Source organism: Hydrogenophaga sp. RAC07, assembly GCF_001713375.1.
In the GTDB taxonomy this organism is placed as follows: domain Bacteria; phylum Pseudomonadota; class Gammaproteobacteria; order Burkholderiales; family Burkholderiaceae_C; genus Hydrogenophaga.
Map to the genome: position 1 here is coordinate 459348 of NZ_CP016449.1, position 20070 is coordinate 479417.

Sequence of the window (20070 nt, forward strand, 5' to 3'; positions counted from 1 at the left end):
GATCAGTAGATCCGGCCGGCCTTGTAGGCCGCGCTCGACCGCGCCTGCAATGTCGACACCTGGTTGATCGCCTGCAGCGTGCGGCTGACCTGCGCGTGCGTGATCGCCAGGCCCAGCGCATCGGCCGCGTCCTTGCCGGGCAGGCCGGGCAGCTTCAGCAGGCGTTTGACCATCTCCTGCACCTGCGGCTTGGCCGCCTTGCCGTAGCCCACCACCGCCTTCTTGAGCTGCAGCGCGGTGTACTCGGCCACCGGCAGGTGGTTGGCCACCAGCGCGGTCAGGCAGGCGCCACGCGCCTGGCCCAGCAGCAGCGTGGCCTGCGGGTTGACGTTGACGAACACGATCTCGCAGGCCGAGACCTCGGGCTGGTAGCGCGCCACCACCTCGGTGATGCCGTCGAACAGGATCTTGAGCCGGGCGGGCAGCAGCGCGCCGTCTTTCGGGCTGGTCTGGATGGTGCCGCTGGCCACGTAGTGCAGGTTCGGGCCGTCGGTGTCGATCACGCCGAAACCGGTGCACTGCAGGCCGGGGTCGATGCCGAGGATTCTCATAGGTCGAAGGTCCAGCGCACCGAATGGAAGAACACCGGGGCGGCAAAACACAGCGCGTCCACCCGGTCGAGCAGGCCGCTGGCGCCGGTGGTGGATCGGCCGGCCAGGCCCCAGTGGGTCACCCCGCGGTCGCGCTTGATGGCCTTCATGACCAGATGGCCCATCGACCCGGCCACGCAGGCCACCAGCGCCATGGCCAGCGCAGGCAGTGGCTTGAACGGCGTGAGGCCGGCCAGCAGGGCACCGAGCAAACCGCCCGCCACGAGACCCATGGCCCAGCTGCGCCAGTGAAAACTTTCGCTGATGGCAGGCGCGACCGGCGTGCCCATGCGGCGCGACGCGACGTGTTGCACCAGCATGCAGGTCTGCACCACCAGCACCAGGAAGAACACGAGGAAGGCGGTGCGGCCCACGAAGCCGGGGAAGTTGAGCAGCAGCAGCGCGGGCACATGGCTCATGCCGTAGACGCAAACCATGATGCCCCACTGCAGCTTGGCGTTGCGCTCCAGGAAACGCTGGGGATCGTTGCCCAGCGCGCTCACCACGGGAATGGCGAGGAACACATAGACCGGGATGAACACGGTGAAGAGGTTGAAGCGCTCGTTCCACACCAGCGCGTACTGCAAGGGCAGCACGATGAAGAAGGCCAGCACCAGGCTGCGGTGGTCGCCGCGCCGCGTGGGCGAGAGGCTGATGAACTCGCGCAGGATGAAGAAGGACACCAGGCCGAACAGCACGATGGCCACACCTTCGCCCGCTGCCCAGCCGATCCAGAACACCAGCGCCATGCCCCACGAGCTGCGCAGCAGCGCCTGGTTGTCGCGCAGGCGCAGTTCGCGTTCGCCGGAATCATCTTCACCGGCGCGCCGTTCACGCACCGAGAGCAACACGCTCACGCCACTGGCAATGAACAGCAGGCCGAACAGCAGCACGAACAACAGGCTGACCTGTTGTTCGGGGGTGAGGCTGCGCAGAAAGGAGCCCATGGAGTCAGACTTCCCTCAAGGCGATCACCGCCTCGCGCGCACGCTTCAGAAAATCGGCACGTGGCTCGTCAACCCCCAGCGCGAGTGGCTCGCCAAACGTCACCGAGCACAACACCGGCACCGGCACGACCTCTCCCTTGGGCATCACGCGCTGCACGTTGTGGATCCAGGCCGGCACCAGCACCACGCCGGGGAAGCGCAGGGCCAGGTTGTACAGACCCGACTTGAAGGGTTGCGGGTCTTCCTCATGGCCGCGTGTGCCTTCGGGAAACAGGATCAACGAGTCCCCACTGTCCAGCGCGTTGATCAGCGGCTGCAGCGGGTCTTCGTCGCCCTTGCGTTCGCGCTCCACGTACACCGCGTTGAACACCTCGGTGGTGATCCAGCGTTTGAAGTTCGACGCGGTCCAGTAGTCCTTGGCGGCGATGGGGCGGGTGATGCTGCGCAGCTCGTGCGGCAGCGCGGCCCAGATCAGCACCAGGTCGGCGTGGCTCTGGTGGTTCGCAAAGTAGATGCGCTGCTCGGCCTTGGGCGGGCAACCGTGCCAGCGTGCCTGCGCACCCGTGAGCAAGCGCACCAGGCCGAGCAGGAACACGCTCATGGCGGTGGCGCGCATGTTCATGGCAACTGAACATCACCCATGCGGGCGACGATGGTGCCGGTGCGGCGAGCGAGGTAGGCCGAGCCTTGACGTGTTTCAAAGAACTTGGGCGAGGGCAGCATCACCGCCAGCCGCGCGGCCTCCGACGCGCTGAGCTTGCTGGCCGGCTTCTTGAAGTAGCGCTGCGCGGCGGCCTCGGCACCGAACACACCTTCGCCCCACTCCACGCTGTTGAGGTAGATCTCCAGGATGCGTTCCTTGCTCAGCAGCGCCTCCAGCGCCACCGCGAGCACGAGTTCCTGGCCTTTGCGCAGGAACTGGCGCTCGCCCGACAGCATCAGGTTCTTGGCCAGTTGTTGCGTGATCGTGGAGCCGCCCACCACCTTGGGTTCGCGCACCGGTTTGTCGGGCCGAGCGGCGGCGCGTTTTTCGGCCTGTTGCTGGCGTTTTTCGTTCTTCTGCCACGCGGTTTCGATGGCTTCCCAGTCGACCCCGCCGTGCTCCAGGAAACCCGCGTCTTCCGACGCGATCACCGCGCGCTTGAGGTTGGAGCTGATCTGGTCGCCGGCCACCCACTGGTGCGACCAGCGCCAGGTCTTGTCGGTGGTCATGCTCTCCTGGCCTACACGCCAAGCCTCGGAGCGCATGAAGGCGGTGCTGGCGGGATCGATCACCACCATGGCTGCGATGCGCAGCGCAAAAAACATCTGCAGCGCCACACCGGCGAGCACCATCCACAGCAGCCAGCGACCGAGTGAGCGCATCTATTGGCCAGAGAGCTGGGTCTGCAGTGTCTCGTCGCGCGTGAAGCGGAAGCGAGAGACCACCACGATCTGGTCGGCCTGGCGGCGCATGCCGTCGTTGAACTGGCCAAACGCCAGGCTGCGCACGATGGCCTGGGCGCGGCGGTCGAGCAGGTTGTTGCCGGAGGTCTGCACGATCTCGGTGTCGAGCACCCCCCCGGTGTGGTTGACCGTGATGATCATGGTGAGCTCGCCATAGAGCTTGCGGCCGGCGGCTTCGGGAAAGTTGGTGGTGCCGCGGTCTTCGATCTTGCGGCGCAGCTCGTCGTAGTAGATGGCGTAAACCGCCTCGCGGGTGGCCGGACTGATGTAGCGCTTTTTCGGCCGGGCGCTCTCTTCGTTGATGCGCCGCTCGATCTCGGCCAGGATCTTCACCAGCGCCTTGCGCTTCTCTTCACGCTCCACCACCTCGCGGCTGGGGTTCACGGCCTGGGTGTCGGGCGCCGGCATCCTGGCGAGCTCGCGCCGCACCTGGGCGAGCAGCTGGTTTTGTTGTTCGCGCAGCGCTTCGATCTTGCGTTCGTCTTCTTCGGGCGTGTCGCCCACGCGCGCCACCGTGGTGGGCGGCAGGGGTGAGGTGGAGCGCCCGCGCACCGCGTCGCCGCCACCGGCCAGCGAGGCCTGTGCAATGGCGGTCGCCTTTTCGGGCCGCTCGTTGCTGCGCGCGTTGACCAGGATCACCTCCAGCGGCGTGTCCTGAAAAGCGCGGTTGAAGCCCTCGGGGTTCACGAAGCGCACTGTGAGCACGGCGGCGTGCACCGCGATGGAAATGCCCAGCGCCAGCTGCAGCGTGCTCAGGCCTTTCAGGAATGCGAGGGTGCTTGTCTTCACGCGGCGATTATCCGTGTGGCCCGCGCGTTCAGGCCGAATGGCCCGCCGGGTCGGTGGCCCCGGTCGGCTGGGCGGCGGGCTCGCTGCCCTCGCCTTCGTTCACGTCGATGGCCAGGGCCAGCGGCGACGAGAGTTCCTCGTCTTCCCCATCCTCGCCCGCGCTGTCGTCCGCCGTGTCGTCCACCGGCAGGTCCAGGCGCTCGATCACGGTGCCGTGCACATCGAGCGTGATGTCGTCGATCTCGCCGAGCCTGACGCGCACATGCGCACCGCGCGGCAGGCCGTCGGCGCCCATCACCGGCAGCACCAGGGGCAGCGAATCCGCACGCACGAGGTTGTCTTTCACCAGCGTCGCGGTGAGTTCGGTGGTGCCGCTTTGCTGCAGGTGCTTGAGCGTCCAGTAACGCTCCATGCCGTTCTGGAAACCGTTGTAGGCGGTGTAGGCGGCGTCGAACGCGCTGATGATCGAAAACAGGTTCGCGTCTTTCGGCTTGAACGGTGCTGCGAGTGCGGCGGTCTTGCCGTGACGCGCGCAGGCAATGATCTGCCACTGGTTGACCATGTCCACATAACGGCGCAGAGGCGAGGTGCTCCAGGCGTAGCTCTTCACACCGATGCCGGCGTGCGGCTGCGCCTTGGTGCCCATGCGCACCTTCACGCCCGGCGCCATGCTGGCCTGGCTGCGGTAGATGCCGGGCACGCCGCAGTCGTTGAGCCAGTTGCCCCAGGTGCTGTTGGCCAGGATCATGGCCTCGGCCACCATCAGGTCCAGCGGCGCACCGCGCTGGCGCGTGCCGATCACCACCGTCTCGTCGCCCACCGGCTCGTCGCCGGTCTTGCCTTCCAGGCGGAAGGTGTAGTCGGGTCGCGTGAAGTTTTCGGGCTTGCCGCGCACCACCTCGCGTTGCGCCTTGAGGTGGCGGGCCAGCGTGAAGATGAAGGCCAGCGTGGGCTGCAGCGCGGCGATCTCGGGCACGGCGTTGTCGGCCGGGGCTTCCCCCGAGAGCCAGGCCTCGGTGATCACGGTGTCGAGCTGGTCGTGGCGCAGGTTCTGCGCGATCGGCACCCGTTCGAGCACGGTGCGCGTGTCGGTGATGGCCAGCGTGGCTTCGTCAAACGTGACGTAGAGCGAGACCGCCGGGCAGTCCCGCCCGGCCATCAGCGTGTAGGCCTGCACCACCTCGTCGGGCAGCATGGTGATCTTGTGGCCCGGCATGTAGACGGTGGACAGGCGGTGGCGCGCCACCTGGTCGATGGCGCTCTCGGGCACGATGGCCAGACCGGGCGCTGCGATGTGGATGCCCAGCGTGACCGAACCACTGCCCAGGCCTTGCAGCGAGAGCGCGTCGTCGATCTCGGTGGTGTGCGAGTCGTCGATGGAGAAGGCCTGCACGGTGGCCAGCGGCAGCTCGTCGGTGATCACCGGAGCCTGCAGCGCCGGGAAGCCGGTGCCCTTGGGGAACTGGTCGAACAGGAAACGCTGCCAGTGGAACTGGTAGGCGCTGCTGATGGCGCCGGCGTTCTGCAACAGGGTCAGTGGCGCGGTGTGGCTGCTGCGCGCGGCCTCGACCACGGCCTTGTACTCGGGCGCATTCTTGTCGGGCTTGAAGAGGATCTTGTAGAGCTGCTGGCGCACCGGCTCGGGGCAGGTGCCACCGGCGAGTTCGGCCGCCCAGGCTTCGATCTGCGCCTGCTGCTGCTTTTTCTTCTCGATGCCGGCCAGCGCCTGGGCCAGGATGTCGGCCGGCGCCTTTTTGTAGCGGCCCTTGCCGGCGCGGCGAAAGTAGTGCGGCGCACCCTGCAGACACAAGAGCGCGGCCACCTGCTCGGCGGTGCTGGCGCTGCTGTTGAAGTACTCGCGCGCCAGGTCGGCAAAGCCGAACTCGTCTTCGGGGGCGAATTCGTAGGCCAGGGCCAGATCCATGTCGGTGGACAGCTCGGTGGCCGAGGCCATCAAGGCGGCGGGGGCGGGTTTTTCAAACCGCAGCAGCGCGTTGACCGCCTTGACCTTGACGCGCTTGCCGGAATCGAGCTCGACTTGCAGGGAACTTTCAGCCTCGGACAGGAGGCGGCCGGTCAACAACTTGCCGGCTTCATCAAACAGGATGTGCATGGGCCGGATTGTCCCATGGGGGCGCTACAGACCTAAGAACGCAAAGACATCATTGATATGTGCGTCGAAGTCGCTGATGGCGTGGTCGCTGCCTTCGAGCAGGCGCACCGTGCCCCCCGCGCAAAAAGCCTGCATTTCCCGCCAGTCCAGCACCTCGTCGCCCTTGGAAACGATGGCGAACAGGCCCTCGGGCCGGGTGGGATGGAGGGCCGCCAGCCGCTCGATGTCGGCCTGCTGGGCTGTGAGCTCGTCCACAAAGCCGGGCTGGAAAAAGAAACGTTCCTGCGGGTCGTGCCATGCCGTCTGCTCGCCGATGTAAGCCGAAAGATCGCGCGCCGGGAACGGGGCGGGGTTGAGCAACACCGCGGGGCAGCCGGTCTGCAGCGAGAACCACCGGGCGTAGAAGCCGCCCAGCGAGGAGCCCACCACCGCCGTGGTCTCGCGCGGCCAGCCGGCCGTGCCCTGCATCACCCGGGCCATCGCCTCGGCGGGCGAGGGCGGCAGCTGCGGGCACCACCAGGTCACGCCCGGGTGCCTGGCCTGCACACGGGCGGCCACCTTCTGCGCTTTCATGGACTGTGGCGACGACCGAAAGCCGTGGAGATAGAGCAGGTGGGTGGTGGCTGGGCGCATCGGCGAAGGATAATCGCGCTCCATGTCCGCCGTGTTCGACAAACCCTCCCTGCTGCAGCGCATTGCCCCGGTCTTTCTGGGATTCGATCTGCCGCTGCTGCTGGCCATCCTGATCATGGCGGGTGCGGGTCTGTTGACCATGTACTCGGTCGGCTTCGACCACGGCACGCGGTTCGAATCCCACGGACGCAACATGTTGATCGCCGCGGGTGTGTTGTTCCTCGTGGCGCAGATTCCGCCGCACCGCCTCATGAGCCTGGCCTTGCCGGCCTACGCGTTGGGCGTGATCCTGCTGCTGGGCGTGGAGTTTTTCGGCATCGAACGCAAGGGATCGCAGCGCTGGTTGAACGTCGGCATGGTGATCCAGCCCAGCGAGTTGATGAAGATTGCCATGCCCCTCATGCTGGCCTGGTGGTTCCACCGCCGCGAAGGCCAGCTCAAGCCGCTGGACTTCGTGGCCGCCGGCCTGCTGCTGGTGCTGCCGGTGGCACTCGTGCTCATGCAGCCCGACCTGGGCACCTCGTTGTTGGTGCTCTCCTCCGGCCTGTTCGTCATCTTCTTCGCCGGCCTGAGCTGGAAGCTCATCCTGCCGCCGGTGCTGATCGGCGCGGTGGCCATCGTGCTGCTGATCTCCTTTGAGGGTCAGCTGTGCGCGCCCGACGTGGACTGGCATGTGCTGCGCGAGTACCAGCGCCAGCGCGTTTGCACGCTGCTCGATCCGTCCAAGGACCCGCTGGGCAAGGGCTTCCACATCATCCAGGGCATGATCGCCATCGGCTCGGGGGGGGTGTGGGGCAAGGGCTTCATGCAGGGCACGCAGACCCACCTGGAATTCATCCCCGAGCGCACCACCGACTTCATCTACGCCGCCTTCTCCGAAGAGTTCGGCCTGGTCGGCACGCTGTGCCTCATGGCCGGCTTCATCTTCCTCATCGTGCGCGGCCTGGTCATCGCCATGGAGGCGCCCACCCTGTTTTCGCGCCTGCTGGCCGGTGCGCTCACGCTCAACATCTTTGTCTACGCCTTCGTCAACATGGGCATGGTCAGCGGCATCCTGCCGGTGGTGGGCGTGCCCCTGCCGTTCGTGAGCTACGGCGGCACCGCCATGGTCACCATGGGCGTGGGCCTGGGCATGCTGATGTCCATCGCCAAGTCCCGGCGCTTCATGCAGTCATGACGGTCGCTGTTGTCGGCGCGGGCAACATGGGCGGCGCGCTGGTGGAGCGGCTGTGCGAAGCCGGCTGGCCCGTGACGGTGTGCGACACCGACCCGCTGCGCCAGCAGCAGGCCCTGGCCGCCGGTGCCAGCCTGGCCGACTCACCGTTCTCGGCGGTGGCGCAGCTCGGGCCCCGGGACGCCCTGGTGATCGTGGTGGTGGACGCCGACCAGTGCCGCGAGGTGCTGTGGGGCGAGGAGGGCGCCTCCGTCGGCATGCGGCCCGGCCAGGCTGTCGTGCTGTGCCCCACCATCGCACCCGAAGACACCGTGTCCATCGCCCAGCGGCTTGCCGCGCAGGGCATCGATTGCATCGACGCGCCCATGTCGGGCGGCCCACAACGCGCTCGCGATGGCCGCATGAGCCTGATGGTGGCCGCGCCAGCGGCGGTGCTGGATCGCCACGCCGATCTGCTGGCCGCCCTGTCGCTCAACGTGATGCGCATCAGCGACCGTGTGGGCGATGGCGCTCGCACCAAGCTGGTCAACAACCTGCTGGCCGGCATCAACCTGGTGGGTGCGGCCGAGGTGCTGGCCCTGGCCGAACGTTTGGGGCTGGACCTCGGCACCACGCTGGACGTGATCGAACGGTCGAGTGGCCAGAGCTGGATCGGCTCGGACCGCATGCGCCGCGCAATCGGCGGCGACCTGGCCCCGCGCGCCCACGTGACCCTGCTGGAAAAAGACACCCGGCTGGCGGTGGCGGCGGCGCGCAGCGTCGGGTTTGAAGGCCCGCTGGGCGCGAGCGCGGCCGGGGTGTTCAAGGCGGCCCATGCGGCGGGCATGGCCGATCTGGACGACGCCGCGCTGCTCGCGTTCCTGCGCCAGACGGCCCCAAGACCCTGACACCAGCGCGCGGGGCGGGTCGTTCTTACAATGACCCCATGATTTCACGCGAACCCACCCTGGCCCGTCTGGCCACCGCCCAAAGCCTGCTCCTCGAACCGTTTGGCCTCACGCCCGCGCATTTGCAGCGAGCGCTCGGCGAGATCATGTCGCACGGCGTGGACGATGCCGACCTGTATTTCCAGACCACGCGCAGCGAAGGCTGGAGCTTGGAAGAGGGCATCGTCAAGACCGGCAGCTTCAGCATCGACCAGGGCGTGGGCGTGCGTGCGGTCAGCGGCGAGAAAACCGCGTTTGCGTATTCCGACGACCTCTCCTGGGACTCGCTGCTGGACGCCGCGCACACCGTGCGCAGCATTTCCGGCCAGGGCCAGTCGAAAAAGGTCAAGACGCCGGCTTCCAAGGTGGCCAAGTCGCGCTCGCTCTACGGCGGCGTGGACCCGATCGGCACGCTCGACAGCACGGCCAAGGTGGCGCTGCTGGAGAAGGTGGAAAAAATGGCCAAGGCCAAGGACCCGCGCGTGGTGCAGGTGATGGCCGGTCTGGCCGCCGAACACGACGTGGTGCTGGTGGCGCGCGCCGACGGCACGCTGGCCGCCGACGTGCGCCCGCTGATCCGCCTGTCGGTCACCGTGATCGCCGAGCAGGCTGGCCGCCGCGAGGTGGGCTCGTCGGGTGGCGGTGGCCGGTTTGGCCTGGCCTACTTTGACGAGGCCATGGTGCAGACCTACGTGGACGAAGCCGTGTCGTCGGCGCTGACCAACCTCGACGCCCGGCCTGCGCCGGCTGGGGAGATGGTGGTGGTGCTGGGCTCGGGCTGGCCGGGCATCCTGCTGCACGAAGCCGTGGGCCATGGGCTTGAAGGCGACTTCAACCGCAAGGGCTCCAGCGCCTTCGCCGGGCGCATTGGCCAGCGCGTGGCGGCCAAGGGCGTGACCGTGCTCGACGACGGCACCATCGCCGACCGCCGCGGCTCGCTCAACGTGGACGACGAAGGCCACACCTCACAGAAGAACGTGCTGATCGAAGACGGCATCCTGCGCGGCTACATCCAGGATTCGATGAACGCGCGCCTGATGGGCGTGAAGCCCACCGGCAACGGCCGGCGCGAGAGCTACGCCCACGTGCCCATGCCGCGCATGACCAACACTTACATGCTCGGTGGCGACAAGGCGCCCGAGGAAATCGTGGCCAGCATCAAGAAGGGCCTGTACGCGACCAACTTCGGTGGCGGCCAGGTCGACATCACGTCGGGCAAGTTCGTGTTTTCCGCGAGCCAGGCCTACTGGGTGGAAAACGGCCAGATCCAGTACCCGGTGAAGGGCGCCACGCTGGTCGGCAACGGCCCCGATTCGCTGACCCGCGTGAGCATGATCGGCAACGACATGAAGCTCGACAGTGGCGTGGGCACCTGCGGCAAGGAAGGCCAGAGCGTGCCGGTGGGCGTGGGCCAGCCCACCTTGCGCATCGATGGTTTGACGGTCGGCGGCACCGCCTGATCTTTCTGCGCTGAACGTCAAGCCGGGGACGACGAGGGCGTTTTTCCCGGCTTTTTCACGACTGCGTATCGGAGCAAGGTTTGCTCTCGGGCCACGGCGTGGTCGACCACCGGCCTTGGGTAGGTCTTGCCCAGCTCAACGCCAGCACCCAGCAGTTCCATCTCGCGCGCCAGCCACGGCGCGTGGATCGCGGCATCCGGCAGGCCCGCGATCTCGGGCAGGTAGCGCCGGATGAACCTGGCCTGCGGGTCGAACTTCTCGCTCTGGCTCACCGGGTTGAAGATGCGGAAGTAGGGCTGCGCATCGCAACCGCTGGAGCTGGCCCACTGCCAGCCGCCGTTGTTGGCCGCCAAGTCGAAGTCGATCAGCTTCTCGGCAAAGTACCGCTCTCCCCACTGCCAGTGGATGCCGAGGTCCTTCACCAGAAAACTCGCCACCACCATGCGCAGGCGGTTGTGCATGTAGCCGGTCTGGTTGATCTGGTGCATGGCCGCGTCCACCAGCGGGTAGCCCGTGCGGCCCTCGCACCAGGCGGCGAACAGCTCCTTGGCGTGTTTGCCGTGCTCGAACTTGATGTGGTCGTACTCGGGCTTGAAGGCCTTGTCCACCACGTGCGGGAAGTTGGCCATCACCTGGTGGTAGAAGTCGCGCCAGATCAGTTCCGAGAGCCAGGTGCTCGCGCCCACCATCCCCTGCAGGTGCATCTGGTACGCCACCGAGGCCAGGTGGCGGATCGAGATGGTGCCGAAGCGCAGGTGCACGCTGAGGTAGCTCGGGCCTTTCACGGCGGGGAAGTTGCGCGTCTCGTCGTAGCGGTCGATGCGCTCCACGAAGTCTTCAAACAGGCGGTGTGCGCCACTGGCGCCCGTGGGCAGCGGCAGTTGCGACAGGTTGGTGGGCTCGAAGCCGATGTCGGCCAATGTGGGCACCGGCTTGGCCCACGCCGCAGGCACCGGCGCCAGGGTGCGCGCGTACTGCGCCACCGGGTAGGCCTTGAGGTGGAAGGATGTGAGCGCCTTGAGCCAGGCGTTCTTGTAGGGCGTGAACACACCGAACGCGTTGCCCATCTGCGTGAGCACCTCGCGCCGCTCGAAGATCACGTGGTCCTTGTGGCTGTGCAGCAGGATGCCGGCGTGCGCCAGGTCGCCGAACACATGGGCGTCGCGCTCCTTGGCCGCAGGCTCGTCGTCGTGGTTGGCAAACACCGCCTGCACCGCAAGCTCTTGGGCCAGCGCCGGCACCGCCTTGACCGACTGGCCGTGCATCACGATCAGGCCCACGCCGTCCGCGCCGTTCTCGCGACCCAGGGTGCGCAACGCGCTGTCGAGTTCCACCAGCGATTCGCGTATGAACTCCACACGCCGGTCCGCCCGTGGCAGGGCGTCGAGGATGTCGGTGTCGAAGACGAACACGCACCAGACCTGCCGGCACACCTTGAGCGCGTGGTACAGCGCGGCGTTGTCTTCGGCGCGCAGGTCGCGGCGGAACCACATCAGGCCTTTGTCGTAGGTGTTCATGCGTCCGGGCGGGTGGGGCTGGGGGGATGGTGGTGGCCACCTCTGTGGGGGCGGACAAGCGGCTTAAAATCGGCCGATGCCAGCTGATTTTGCCCCCATCAACCTGACCAATCATTTCCTGATTGCGATGCCCGGCCTCAGCGATGAGCTATTTGGCCGCAGCGTGGTGTTCATGTGCGAGCACAGCGAACGTGGGGCGCTCGGCCTGGTGATCAACAAGCCCAGCGACATCCTGTTGCCCCGCCTGTTCGAGAAGGTCGACCTGCCCATGGGCCGAGATGATCTGCTGCAGCTGCCCGTGTTCCAGGGCGGCCCGGTGCAGACCGAGCGCGGTTTTGTGCTGCACGAGGCGGTGTCGGGCGAGGGCGAATCGGTCTACGCCTCCACGCTCTCGATTCCCGGTGGTCTGGAAATGACCACCTCCAAGGACGTGCTGGAGGCCATGGCCTCGGGCGCGGGCCCGCGCCGTGTGTTCGTGTCGCTCGGTTACGCCTCGTGGGGCCAGGGCCAGCTCGAATCGGAAATCACCGAGAACAGCTGGCTCACGGTCGAAGCCGACCCCAGTCTGATCTTTGACGCGCCGGTGGCCGAACGCTACGAGCGCGCGATGGCCTTGCTCGGTCTGCAGCCCTGGATGCTTTCACCGGACGCAGGCCACGCATGAGTGCACCTGCCGCTGCGCCCACGACCCTTGAAGTCCCGGCGCATTGCCAGATGTTTCTGGCGTTCGACTACGGCCAGAAGCGCACCGGGGTGGCCACCGGCAACCGCATCACGCGCAGCGCCACACCGCAGGCCACCATCAACGCCGAGGGCGATGCGCGCTTTGCCTTGATCGCGCAACGCCTGAAAGAGTGGCAGCCCGATGCGCTGGTGGTCGGTGTGCCCTACCACCCCGACGGCGCGGCGCACGAAAACACCGCGCGCGCCCTCAAGTTCGCCCGCCAGCTGCGCGGCCGCCACGGCCTGCCGGTGTTTGAAGTGGACGAGCGCTACAGCACCACCGAAGCCCACAGCCTGGGCGCGAAAGACGCCGACGCGGCGTCGGCCTGCATCATCCTGGAACAATTCTTGAGGAGTTTGCCTTGACCGAGAGCACGAGCGACGCCGGGCCGCCCCAAGGCGCGAGAGCCCCCCTGGGGGGCAGCGCAGTACGCGAAGCGACAAGCGTGGGGGCCTTGCCTCTGAACGCGGAGGCGCTGTACGCGCAACTCCTGCCCGCCGTGAAGGCACTCATCGAGGCCTCCCCTGCGCCAGTGGTGCTCGCCGGCATCACCTCCGGCGGCGCCTGGCTGGCGGAGCGCCTGCAGCGCGACCTGGGCCTGCCGGGCGACGCCGGCGTGATCTCGTCGAGCATGCACCGCGACGACTTCGCGCAGCGCGGCCTGGCGTCCAGCGCGCAGACCGTCCTGCCCTTCGACGTGAACGGCGCCCATGTGCTGCTGGTCGACGACGTGCTCTACACCGGGCGCACGCTGCGCGCCGTGATCAACGAACTGTTCGACTACGGCCGCCCGGCCAGCGTGCGGCTGGCGGTGCTGGTGGACCGCGGCGGGCGCGAACTGCCGATCGAAGCCAATGTGTGCGCGGCGCGCGTGTCCCTGGCCGACGACCAGCTGCTGGAGTTGGCGCGCGACGGGGCGGGGCGCCTGAGTTTTGTGATCGAACCCAAGAAAGCCTGACCGTGCGACGCAATCCCCAACTCAACAAGAACGGTGAACTCATCCACCTGCTCTCCACCGAGGGCCTCTCGCGCGACATCCTCACGCAGATCCTGGACACCGCGGCCAACTTCGTGAGCGTGAGCAACCGCGAGGTGAAGAAGGTGCCTCTGTTGCGGGGAAAAAGCGTGTTCAACCTGTTCTTCGAGAACAGCACGCGCACCCGCACCACCTTCGAGATCGCGGCCACGCGCCTCTCCGCCGACGTGATCAACCTCGACATCGCGCGCAGCTCCACCGCCAAGGGCGAGTCGCTGCTCGACACCATCTCCAACCTCAGCGCCATGGCGGCCGACATCTTTGTCGTGCGCCACAGCGAGAGCGGCGCGCCCTACCTGATTGCGCAGCACGTGGCGCCGCATATGCACGTGATCAACGCTGGCGACGGACGCCACGCGCACCCCACGCAGGGGCTGCTCGACATGTACACGATCCGCCACTACAAGCAGGATTTCACCAAGCTCTCGGTGGCCATCGTGGGCGACGTGCTGCACTCGCGCGTGGCGCGCTCCGACATCCACGCCCTGACCACGCTGGGCTGCCCCGACGTGCGTGTGGTCGGCCCGCGCACCCTCGTGCCGAGCGACCTCTCGCAGATGGGCGTGCGCGTGTGCCACACGCTGGAAGAAGGCATCAGGGACTGCGACGTGGTGATCACGCTGCGCCTGCAGAACGAACGCATGAGCGGCGCGCTGCTGCCTTCCAGCCAGGAATACTTCAAGAGCTTCGGCCTGACGCCCGAGCGCCTGCGCTGGGCCAAGCCGGACGCGATCGTGATGCACCCGGGCCCGATCAACCGGGGCGTGGAGATCGATTCGGCGGTGGTGGATGGTCCGCAGAGCGTGATCCTGCCGCAGGTCACCTATGGCATCGCGGTGCGCATGGCGGTGATGGGCATCGTCGCGGGGAATGAAGCTTGACGGTATTGCTCCCTCTCCCTTTGGGAGAGGGTTGGGGTGAGGGCTCGCCAGACAAGATTCGACTACAAGGGCAGTCATGAAGATATTGATTCAAAACGGCCGCGTCATGGACCCGGCCACCGGCCGCGACGAGATCGCCGATGTGGCCATCGCCGCGGGCCGCATCATCGCCATCGGCAACGTGGCGCCCGACTTCCACGCCGCGCGCACCATCGACGCCGCCGGCTGTGTGGTGGCCCCCGGTCTGGTGGACCTCGCGGTGCGCCTGCGCGAACCCGGCCAGGAACACGCCGGCATGCTCGAGAGCGAAATGGCCGCGGCCGTGGCCGGTGGTGTCACCTCGCTGGTCTGCCCGCCCGACACCGACCCGGTGCTCGACGAACCCGGCCTGGTGGACATGCTCAAGTTCCGCGCCGAAAAACTGCACCTGGCGCGCGTGTTTCCGCTGGGCGCGCTCACGCGTGGTCTGCAGGGCGAGGTGCTCACCGAAATGGCCGAACTCACCGAGTCCGGCTGCATCGGCTTCGGTCAGGCCGAGGTGCCCATCGTCAACGTGCAGGTGCTGCAGCGCGCGCTGCAGTACGCCGCCACCTTCGGCTACACCGTGTGGCTGCGTCCGCAGGATTTCTGGCTCGGCAAGGGCGTGGCCGCCAGCGGCCCGCTGGCCACGCGCCTGGGCCTCGCCGGCATCCCGGCCGCGGCCGAAACCATCGCGCTGCACACGTTGTTTGAACTCATGCGCGCCACGCAGGGCAAGACGCCCGGCAGCGCCAACGCGCGCGTGCACCTGTGCCGCATCAGCAGCGCTGCGGGTCTGGCGCTGGTGCGCCAGGCCAAGGCGGAGGGTCTGCCCGTCACCTGCGACGTGAGCGTGCACAACCTGCACCTGACCGACATCGACATCGGCTACTACGACAGCCGCCTGCGCCTGCAGCCGCCCGTGCGCCAGCAGCGCGACCGCGATGCGCTGCGCGCCGGCCTGGCCGACGGCACCATCGACGCGCTGGTGTCCGACCACAACCCGGTGGACAGCGACGCCAAGACGCTGCCGTTTGCCGAAGCCGAACCCGGCGCCACGGCAGTCGAGCTGCTGCTCGGCCTGGCCTGCACCTGGGCGCAGCAGGACGGCCTGGGCCTCATGCAGGCGCTGGCCGTGCTCACCTGCGGCCCGCAATCGGTGCTGGGTGCGAGCCTGGGCACGCTGCAGGCCAGCGTGGGCCGCATCGCGGTGGGCGGCGTGGCCGACCTCTGCATCTTCGACCCCAATGCCAGCTGGACGGTGCAGGCCAGCGCGCTGCGCAGCCAGGGCAAACACACACCGTTTGGTGGGCACGAGCTGCCCGCGCGCGTGCGTGCCACGCTGGTGGGCGGCCAGGTGGCGCACCAGATGTCGGACGCTCTCGCGTGAAACAACTGCGCGCCGCCTGGCGCGCCCTGCGTGCCATCGGCCACGTGCTGCGCGGCCTGTGGATCATCCGCAGCGAGTTCGGCCGTCTCACGCCGTCGCAAACCCAGCTGGTGGTGCGCGAGTGGTCGCGCCAGATGCTGACCATCCTGGGCGTTGAACTCGTGGTGCAGGGCGAGGCGCCTGCACACGGGCCGTTGCTCATGGTGTCCAACCACATCTCGTGGCTCGACATCCTGGTGCTCAACGCCGCCCACCCCAGCCGCTTTGTCTCCAAGGCCGACGTGAAGGGCTGGCCGCTGCTGGGCTCGCTCATCACCGGCGCGGGCACGCTCTACATCGAACGCGAGAGCCGGCGCGACGCGATGCGCGTGGTGCACCACATGGCCGAGCGCCTGCGCGCGGGCGACATCCTCACCGTGTTCCCCGAAGGCACCACCGGCGACGGGCGCACCCTGCTGCCGTTTCACGCCAACCTGCTGCAGGCCGCGATCACGGCCAACGCACCGGTGCTGCCGCTGGCACTGGGCTTTGTCGACAGCGTTCGCGGCGGGCTGCACGACGGTCCGCTGTTCATTGGCGACACCACGCTGGTGGCCTCGATCTGGTCCACCCTGTGCGCCGACGGCGTGCAGGCCCAGGTGCGCTACGGCGAACCCCAACCCCCGCGCGGGCGTGACCGGCGCACCTGGGCGGTGGACTTGCGGGTCGAGGTGCAGCGCCTGCTGGACGGTGTTGTGACCAGCCCTCCCTCGGGCGGTTAGCGGGCAGGGGTCGAACGAGCCGAGTCGGTGCTCGCGGCCGCGCGCAGCGGACTTTTCTGCAGCCGCCGGTACAACATGCCGCGCGACACCCCCAGCGCCCGCGCCGCCTTGGCGATGTTGCCGTCGCAGTCGGCCAGCGTGGTTTCGATCAACCGCTGGCTGTGGTCCACCAGCCGGGATGGCGGCTCGGATGCTGCCGGCGTGTCCACGGGTTCGGCAGCCAGCGGCGCCACCGGGGCGGACAACGCCACCGCGTGGTTGAAGTCGGTGCCGTCGCTGGCGTTCAGGTGACCCTTGACCCACACCCCCAGGCCGCTGGGCAGGCGCAGGGCCAGGGCCTGTTGCCGTCGGTGCAGCGCCAGCAGGCCGTCCAGTGCCAGGCCGAACACCTCGTCCACGCCCGGGCGCCCCTGCACGCTGAACCCCGTGAGGCGCTGGGCCACGCCGTTGAGCCAGAGCACGCGGCCGTCGGCGTCGATGCCGGCGAGGGCTTCCAGTGGCGTGTCCAGCAGGCTTGGGCTGGTCTGGAACTGCAGCACCAGATGTTGTGTGGACTGCAGCTGCAGCAAGCGATTTTCGATGGTCGCGGCGTACATGCCGACCACCGAGGCGGGGTCGAAATGGAAACGACCCGCCTCGACCGACACGTCGAGCACACCCGCGAGCTGGCCATGGATGTCCCGGATGGGAGCGGCCGCGCAGTGGATGGTTTGCAGGCACTGGAAGTAGTGCTCCGCGCCGGCCACCGTGCAGGCCTCGCCGGTGCGCACCACGATGCCGGGCGCGGTGGTGCCGATCTGCTGTTCGGCGATGTTCACGCCCACGCGGCACGCGGTCTTGAGCAGCGGCTGCTGTGCTGCCGACGGCAGCTCGGTGGCGTGGATGATCACGCCTTGTGCATCGGTCAGCAGCACGCGGCAGTCGGTGCCGCGCAGCGCGGCCTCCAGCTGGTGCAGTTCGAGATTGCCGGCCTGCAGCAGCTGGCGGTTGCGGTTCAGGCTGGCATGTGCGCGGCTGCGGCTGACCTGCTCGAAGCTCACCGGCTCCTGCGGGTTTCGCTGCGACGAACGGCAACGCATCCACGACTGGATCACGGCTTCGCCCACCAGCCCCGAGGGCCGTGCGCCCTCGTCAAAGAACTGCTGGCGCGCCAGTGACGTGCGCTGCTCCTGCGTCTGAAAGAAGAGCTGGCGCGGCATGTTCGGGTGGCCGGACAAAGGCGTGGGCATGGCGTTTTCCTGGACGGCTGGGCGTCCGCCAGTATCCCGTTCATCGCTTTCGCGCCGATGCGGGTAAGCCCGGTGTTCCAGGCCGGAACACTTCCGGTTCAGGGAAATCCCGAAGATGAAAGTGGCGGTCGAGAGGAGGAACATGTTGTTGCCCACAAAGGATTTGCGCTGCTTGCGCGTGCCCGAGCGGGCGCCCCACAACAGCCCTGCCCCGAGCAGGTTGCACAGGAGACACGATGAACACCACACCCCTGGCCCGTCCTGGGTGGCGGGCGGCCGCCGGCCTGCTCGCTGCCCTGGCACTGACTGCAACCGCGTTTGCCCAGGCCCCGGCCAAGGGTTCGGCAGCGCACATCACCGCCACCGTCAACAAGGTCAATGCCGCGTTCATGAAGAACAACGCCAGCAAGACCCCCGACTGGCCGAGCTACGGCCTGGACTACGCCGAGACGCGCCATTCGAAGCTCAACCAGATCAGCACGTCGAATGTGAAAGATCTGGGCCTGGTGTGGTCGTACAACCTGGAATCCAAGCGGGGCGTGGAGTCCACGCCGCTGGTGGTCGACGGCATCATGTACGTCACCGCGTCGTGGAGCGTGGTGCACGCGGTGGACGTGCGCACGGGCCAACGCATCTGGACCTACGACCCGCAGGTGCCGCGCGAAGCCGGCTACAAGGGCTGCTGCGACGTGGTCAACCGTGGCGTGGCGTTGCACGAAGGCAAGGTCTTCGTGGCCGCCTACGACGGCCGCCTGATCGCGCTGGACGCGGCCACCGGCAAGGTCGCGTGGGAAAAAGACACCATCATCGACCGCAAGTTCAGCTACACCATCACCGGTGCACCGCGCGTGTTCAAGGGCAACGTGATCATCGGCAACGGCGGCGCCGAGTACGGCGTGCGCGGCTACATCACCGCTTACGACGCGAAGAGTGGTGCGCAGAAATGGCGCTGGTTCACCGTGCCGGGCGACCCGAGCAAACCGTTTGAAGACGAGTCCATGGCCAAGGCCGCCAAGACCTGGGACCCGGCCGGCAAGTGGTGGGAAGCCGGTGGCGGCGGCACAGCGTGGGACGCCATGGCATTCGATCCCGAACTCAACCTGATGTACGTCGGCACCGGCAACGGCTCACCGTGGCAGCGCGACAAGCGCAGCCCGGCCGGTGGTGACAACCTGTACCTGGCGTCCATCGTGGCGCTGAACCCCGACACCGGCAAATACGTGTGGCACTACCAGGAAACCCCGGGCGACAACTGGGACTACACCTCCACGCAGCCGATGATCCTGGCGGACCTCACGCTGGACGGCAAGAAGCGCAAGGTGATCCTGCACGCGCCCAAGAACGGTTTCTTCTTCGTGATCGACCGCGTCACCGGCCAGTTCATCTCGGCGAAGAATTTCGTCGACGTGAACTGGGCCAGCGGCTACGACAAGAACGGCCGCCCGATCGAAACCGCCATCGGCGCGCACCGGCGACCGCCCGCGCGAGATCATCCCCAGCGCCTTCGGCGCGCGCAACTGGCATTCGATGTCGTTCAACCCGGCCACCGGTCTGGTCTACATGCCGGTGCAGGGCGTGCCGCTCACGTTGATGGACAACAAGGACTGGAAGTTCAACGGCGTGCGCCCCGGCGAGCCGCACTCCAACATGGGCTGGAACACGGCCAATTTCGCCAACGTGGAGCCGCCCACCAGCAAGCCCTATGGCCGCCTGGTGGCCTGGGACCCGGTGAAGCAGCAGGCCGCCTGGACCAAGGAGCAGATCTCGCCGTGGAACGGAGGCACGCTCACCACCGCGGGCAACCTGGTGTTCCAGGGCACGGCCGACGGGCGCTTCATCGCCTACAACGCCACCACCGGCGAACCGCTGTGGGAAACGCCCACCGGCACCGGCGTGATCGCCGCGCCATCGACCTACCTGGTGGATGGCAAGCAGTACGTGTCGATCGCCGTGGGCTGGGGCGGTGTGTACGGCCTGGCGCAGCGCGCCACCGACCGCCAGGGCCCGGGCACGGTCTACACCTTCGCCGTGGGTGGCAAGGCGCCTGCGCCGGCCTTCGTGAAGTACCAGATGGACAAGCTGGTGGCGGGGGTGAAGTACGACCCGGCGCACGTGCCCACCGGCACCGCGCTGTACGTGAGCAACTGCGTGTTCTGCCACGGCGTGCCCGGCGTGGACCGTGGCGGCAACATCCCCAACCTGGGCTACATGGACGCGTCCTACATCGAGAACCTGGACAAGTTCGTGTTCAAGGGCCCGGCCACCGAGCGCGGCATGCCCGACTTCACGGGCAAGCTGAGCATGGACGACGTGCAAAAAATCAAGGCCTTCATTCAAGGAACGGCCGACGCGATCCGACCCAAGAACTGACGCGCGTTGAGGCACAAAAAAGCCGGGCAGCTGCCCGGCTTTTTCATGCACGTTGCGCTGGCCTGA

At 67.5% G+C, this 20070-nt stretch carries 18 protein-coding genes and 1 pseudogene; 10 read left to right on the forward strand and 9 right to left on the reverse strand.

Features of this window, described 5'->3' with window-relative positions; all coding sequences use genetic code 11:
* Positions 1 to 2: 2 nt before the first annotated feature.
* From ruvC to BSY239_RS02110, 7 genes are read right to left on the reverse strand one after another with little or no spacing between them, the layout of a single operon-like run.
* A complete protein-coding gene (gene ruvC / locus BSY239_RS02080; protein WP_069045376.1) occupies positions 3 to 551 on the reverse strand; it encodes a crossover junction endodeoxyribonuclease RuvC in 549 nt (182 codons plus the stop codon).
* A complete protein-coding gene (locus BSY239_RS02085) occupies positions 548 to 1537 on the reverse strand; it encodes a phosphatidate cytidylyltransferase (RefSeq protein ID WP_069045377.1) in 990 nt (329 codons plus the stop codon). Before BSY239_RS02085 ends, ruvC begins: the two co-directional genes overlap by 4 nt.
* Positions 1538 to 1541: 4 nt before the next feature.
* Positions 1542 to 2153, reverse strand: coding sequence for a lysophospholipid acyltransferase family protein (locus BSY239_RS02090; protein ID WP_069048718.1), 612 nt, complete (start codon positions 2151 to 2153; stop codon positions 1542 to 1544).
* Positions 2154 to 2155: 2 nt separating this feature from the next.
* Positions 2156 to 2902 carry a monofunctional biosynthetic peptidoglycan transglycosylase gene (mtgA, locus tag BSY239_RS02095; protein WP_069045378.1) on the reverse strand — a complete coding sequence of 249 codons (747 nt, stop codon included), beginning with the start codon at positions 2900 to 2902 and terminating at the stop codon, positions 2156 to 2158.
* A complete protein-coding gene (locus tag BSY239_RS02100; RefSeq protein ID WP_236944124.1) occupies positions 2903 to 3772 on the reverse strand; it encodes an energy transducer TonB in 870 nt (289 codons plus the stop codon).
* 28 nt (positions 3773 to 3800) lie between these two features.
* The gene (locus tag BSY239_RS02105; protein ID WP_069045379.1) at positions 3801 to 5885 is read right to left on the reverse strand and encodes a ribonuclease catalytic domain-containing protein; all 2085 of its coding nucleotides are present in this window, start codon (positions 5883 to 5885) and stop codon (positions 3801 to 3803) included.
* 24 nt (positions 5886 to 5909) lie between these two features.
* Entirely contained in the window at positions 5910 to 6518 is a 609-nt protein-coding gene (locus tag BSY239_RS02110) for a YqiA/YcfP family alpha/beta fold hydrolase (RefSeq protein WP_069048720.1), read from the reverse strand.
* Positions 6519 to 6540: 22 nt separating this feature from the next.
* On the opposite strand from BSY239_RS02110, the gene rodA reads away from it, so the two are divergent.
* From rodA to tldD, 3 genes are read left to right on the forward strand one after another with little or no spacing between them, the layout of a single operon-like run.
* On the forward strand, positions 6541 to 7695 hold the full coding sequence (rodA, locus tag BSY239_RS02115; RefSeq protein WP_069045380.1) for a rod shape-determining protein RodA: 1155 nt from the start codon (positions 6541 to 6543) through the stop codon (positions 7693 to 7695).
* On the forward strand, positions 7692 to 8579 hold the full coding sequence (locus tag BSY239_RS02120; protein ID WP_069045381.1) for an NAD(P)-dependent oxidoreductase: 888 nt from the start codon (positions 7692 to 7694) through the stop codon (positions 8577 to 8579). Before rodA ends, BSY239_RS02120 begins: the two co-directional genes overlap by 4 nt.
* 38 nt (positions 8580 to 8617) lie before the next feature.
* A complete protein-coding gene (gene tldD / locus BSY239_RS02125; RefSeq protein WP_069045382.1) occupies positions 8618 to 10078 on the forward strand; it encodes a metalloprotease TldD in 1461 nt (486 codons plus the stop codon).
* A 17-nt stretch (positions 10079 to 10095) separates the two neighbouring features.
* On the opposite strand, the gene BSY239_RS02130 is transcribed toward tldD, so the two are convergent.
* Positions 10096 to 11595: a cryptochrome/photolyase family protein gene (locus tag BSY239_RS02130; protein ID WP_069045383.1), complete on the reverse strand. Its 1500-nt coding sequence runs from the start codon at positions 11593 to 11595 to the stop codon at positions 10096 to 10098.
* Positions 11596 to 11671: 76 nt separating this feature from the next.
* Here BSY239_RS02130 and BSY239_RS02135 point away from each other — a divergent pair, with 76 nt between their 5' ends.
* From BSY239_RS02135 to BSY239_RS02160, 6 genes are all read left to right on the forward strand, one after another.
* Complete coding sequence (locus BSY239_RS02135) at positions 11672 to 12259, forward strand: YqgE/AlgH family protein (RefSeq protein ID WP_069045384.1); 588 nt, start codon at positions 11672 to 11674, stop codon at positions 12257 to 12259.
* The gene (ruvX, locus tag BSY239_RS02140; protein WP_069045385.1) at positions 12256 to 12684 is read left to right on the forward strand and encodes a Holliday junction resolvase RuvX; all 429 of its coding nucleotides are present in this window, start codon (positions 12256 to 12258) and stop codon (positions 12682 to 12684) included. Before BSY239_RS02135 ends, ruvX begins: the two co-directional genes overlap by 4 nt.
* An 80-nt stretch (positions 12685 to 12764) precedes the next feature.
* Entirely contained in the window at positions 12765 to 13277 is a 513-nt protein-coding gene (pyrR, locus tag BSY239_RS02145) for a bifunctional pyr operon transcriptional regulator/uracil phosphoribosyltransferase PyrR (protein WP_083239763.1), read from the forward strand.
* Positions 13274 to 14236 (forward strand): aspartate carbamoyltransferase catalytic subunit, encoded by a 963-nt coding sequence (locus BSY239_RS02150; RefSeq protein ID WP_069048721.1) that lies wholly within the window; start codon positions 13274 to 13276, stop codon positions 14234 to 14236. The genes pyrR and BSY239_RS02150 overlap by 4 nt, the downstream gene beginning before the upstream one ends.
* A 76-nt stretch (positions 14237 to 14312) precedes the next feature.
* Positions 14313 to 15644 (forward strand): dihydroorotase, encoded by a 1332-nt coding sequence (locus BSY239_RS02155; RefSeq protein WP_069045386.1) that lies wholly within the window; start codon positions 14313 to 14315, stop codon positions 15642 to 15644.
* Entirely contained in the window at positions 15641 to 16405 is a 765-nt protein-coding gene (locus BSY239_RS02160; RefSeq protein WP_069045387.1) for a lysophospholipid acyltransferase family protein, read from the forward strand. The genes BSY239_RS02155 and BSY239_RS02160 overlap by 4 nt, the downstream gene beginning before the upstream one ends.
* On the opposite strand, the gene BSY239_RS02165 is transcribed toward BSY239_RS02160, so the two are convergent.
* Positions 16402 to 17634 (reverse strand): helix-turn-helix domain-containing protein, encoded by a 1233-nt coding sequence (locus BSY239_RS02165; protein ID WP_069048723.1) that lies wholly within the window; start codon positions 17632 to 17634, stop codon positions 16402 to 16404. The genes BSY239_RS02160 and BSY239_RS02165 overlap by 4 nt on opposite strands.
* Before the next feature lie 236 nt (positions 17635 to 17870).
* Here BSY239_RS02165 and BSY239_RS02170 point away from each other — a divergent pair.
* Positions 17871 to 20004, forward strand: a pseudogene (locus BSY239_RS02170) (PQQ-dependent dehydrogenase, methanol/ethanol family).
* The last annotated feature ends 66 nt before the right edge of the window (positions 20005 to 20070 follow it).

Coding starts and splice junctions, on each gene's coding strand:
- ruvC (WP_069045376.1), bottom strand. CDS start 551: ATGAGAATCCTCGGCATCGACCCCGGCCTGCAGTGCACCGGTTTCGGC.
- BSY239_RS02085 (WP_069045377.1), bottom strand. CDS start 1,537: ATGGGCTCCTTTCTGCGCAGCCTCACCCCCGAACAACAGGTCAGCCTG.
- BSY239_RS02090 (WP_069048718.1), bottom strand. CDS start 2,153: ATGCGCGCCACCGCCATGAGCGTGTTCCTGCTCGGCCTGGTGCGCTTG.
- mtgA (WP_069045378.1), bottom strand. CDS start 2,902: ATGCGCTCACTCGGTCGCTGGCTGCTGTGGATGGTGCTCGCCGGTGTG.
- BSY239_RS02105 (WP_069045379.1), bottom strand. CDS start 5,885: ATGCACATCCTGTTTGATGAAGCCGGCAAGTTGTTGACCGGCCGCCTC.
- BSY239_RS02110 (WP_069048720.1), bottom strand. CDS start 6,518: ATGCGCCCAGCCACCACCCACCTGCTCTATCTCCACGGCTTTCGGTCG.
- rodA (WP_069045380.1), top strand. CDS start 6,541: ATGTCCGCCGTGTTCGACAAACCCTCCCTGCTGCAGCGCATTGCCCCG.
- BSY239_RS02120 (WP_069045381.1), top strand. CDS start 7,692: ATGACGGTCGCTGTTGTCGGCGCGGGCAACATGGGCGGCGCGCTGGTG.
- tldD (WP_069045382.1), top strand. CDS start 8,618: ATGATTTCACGCGAACCCACCCTGGCCCGTCTGGCCACCGCCCAAAGC.
- BSY239_RS02130 (WP_069045383.1), bottom strand. CDS start 11,595: ATGAACACCTACGACAAAGGCCTGATGTGGTTCCGCCGCGACCTGCGC.
- BSY239_RS02135 (WP_069045384.1), top strand. CDS start 11,672: ATGCCAGCTGATTTTGCCCCCATCAACCTGACCAATCATTTCCTGATT.
- ruvX (WP_069045385.1), top strand. CDS start 12,256: ATGAGTGCACCTGCCGCTGCGCCCACGACCCTTGAAGTCCCGGCGCAT.
- BSY239_RS02155 (WP_069045386.1), top strand. CDS start 14,313: ATGAAGATATTGATTCAAAACGGCCGCGTCATGGACCCGGCCACCGGC.
- BSY239_RS02165 (WP_069048723.1), bottom strand. CDS start 17,634: ATGCCCACGCCTTTGTCCGGCCACCCGAACATGCCGCGCCAGCTCTTC.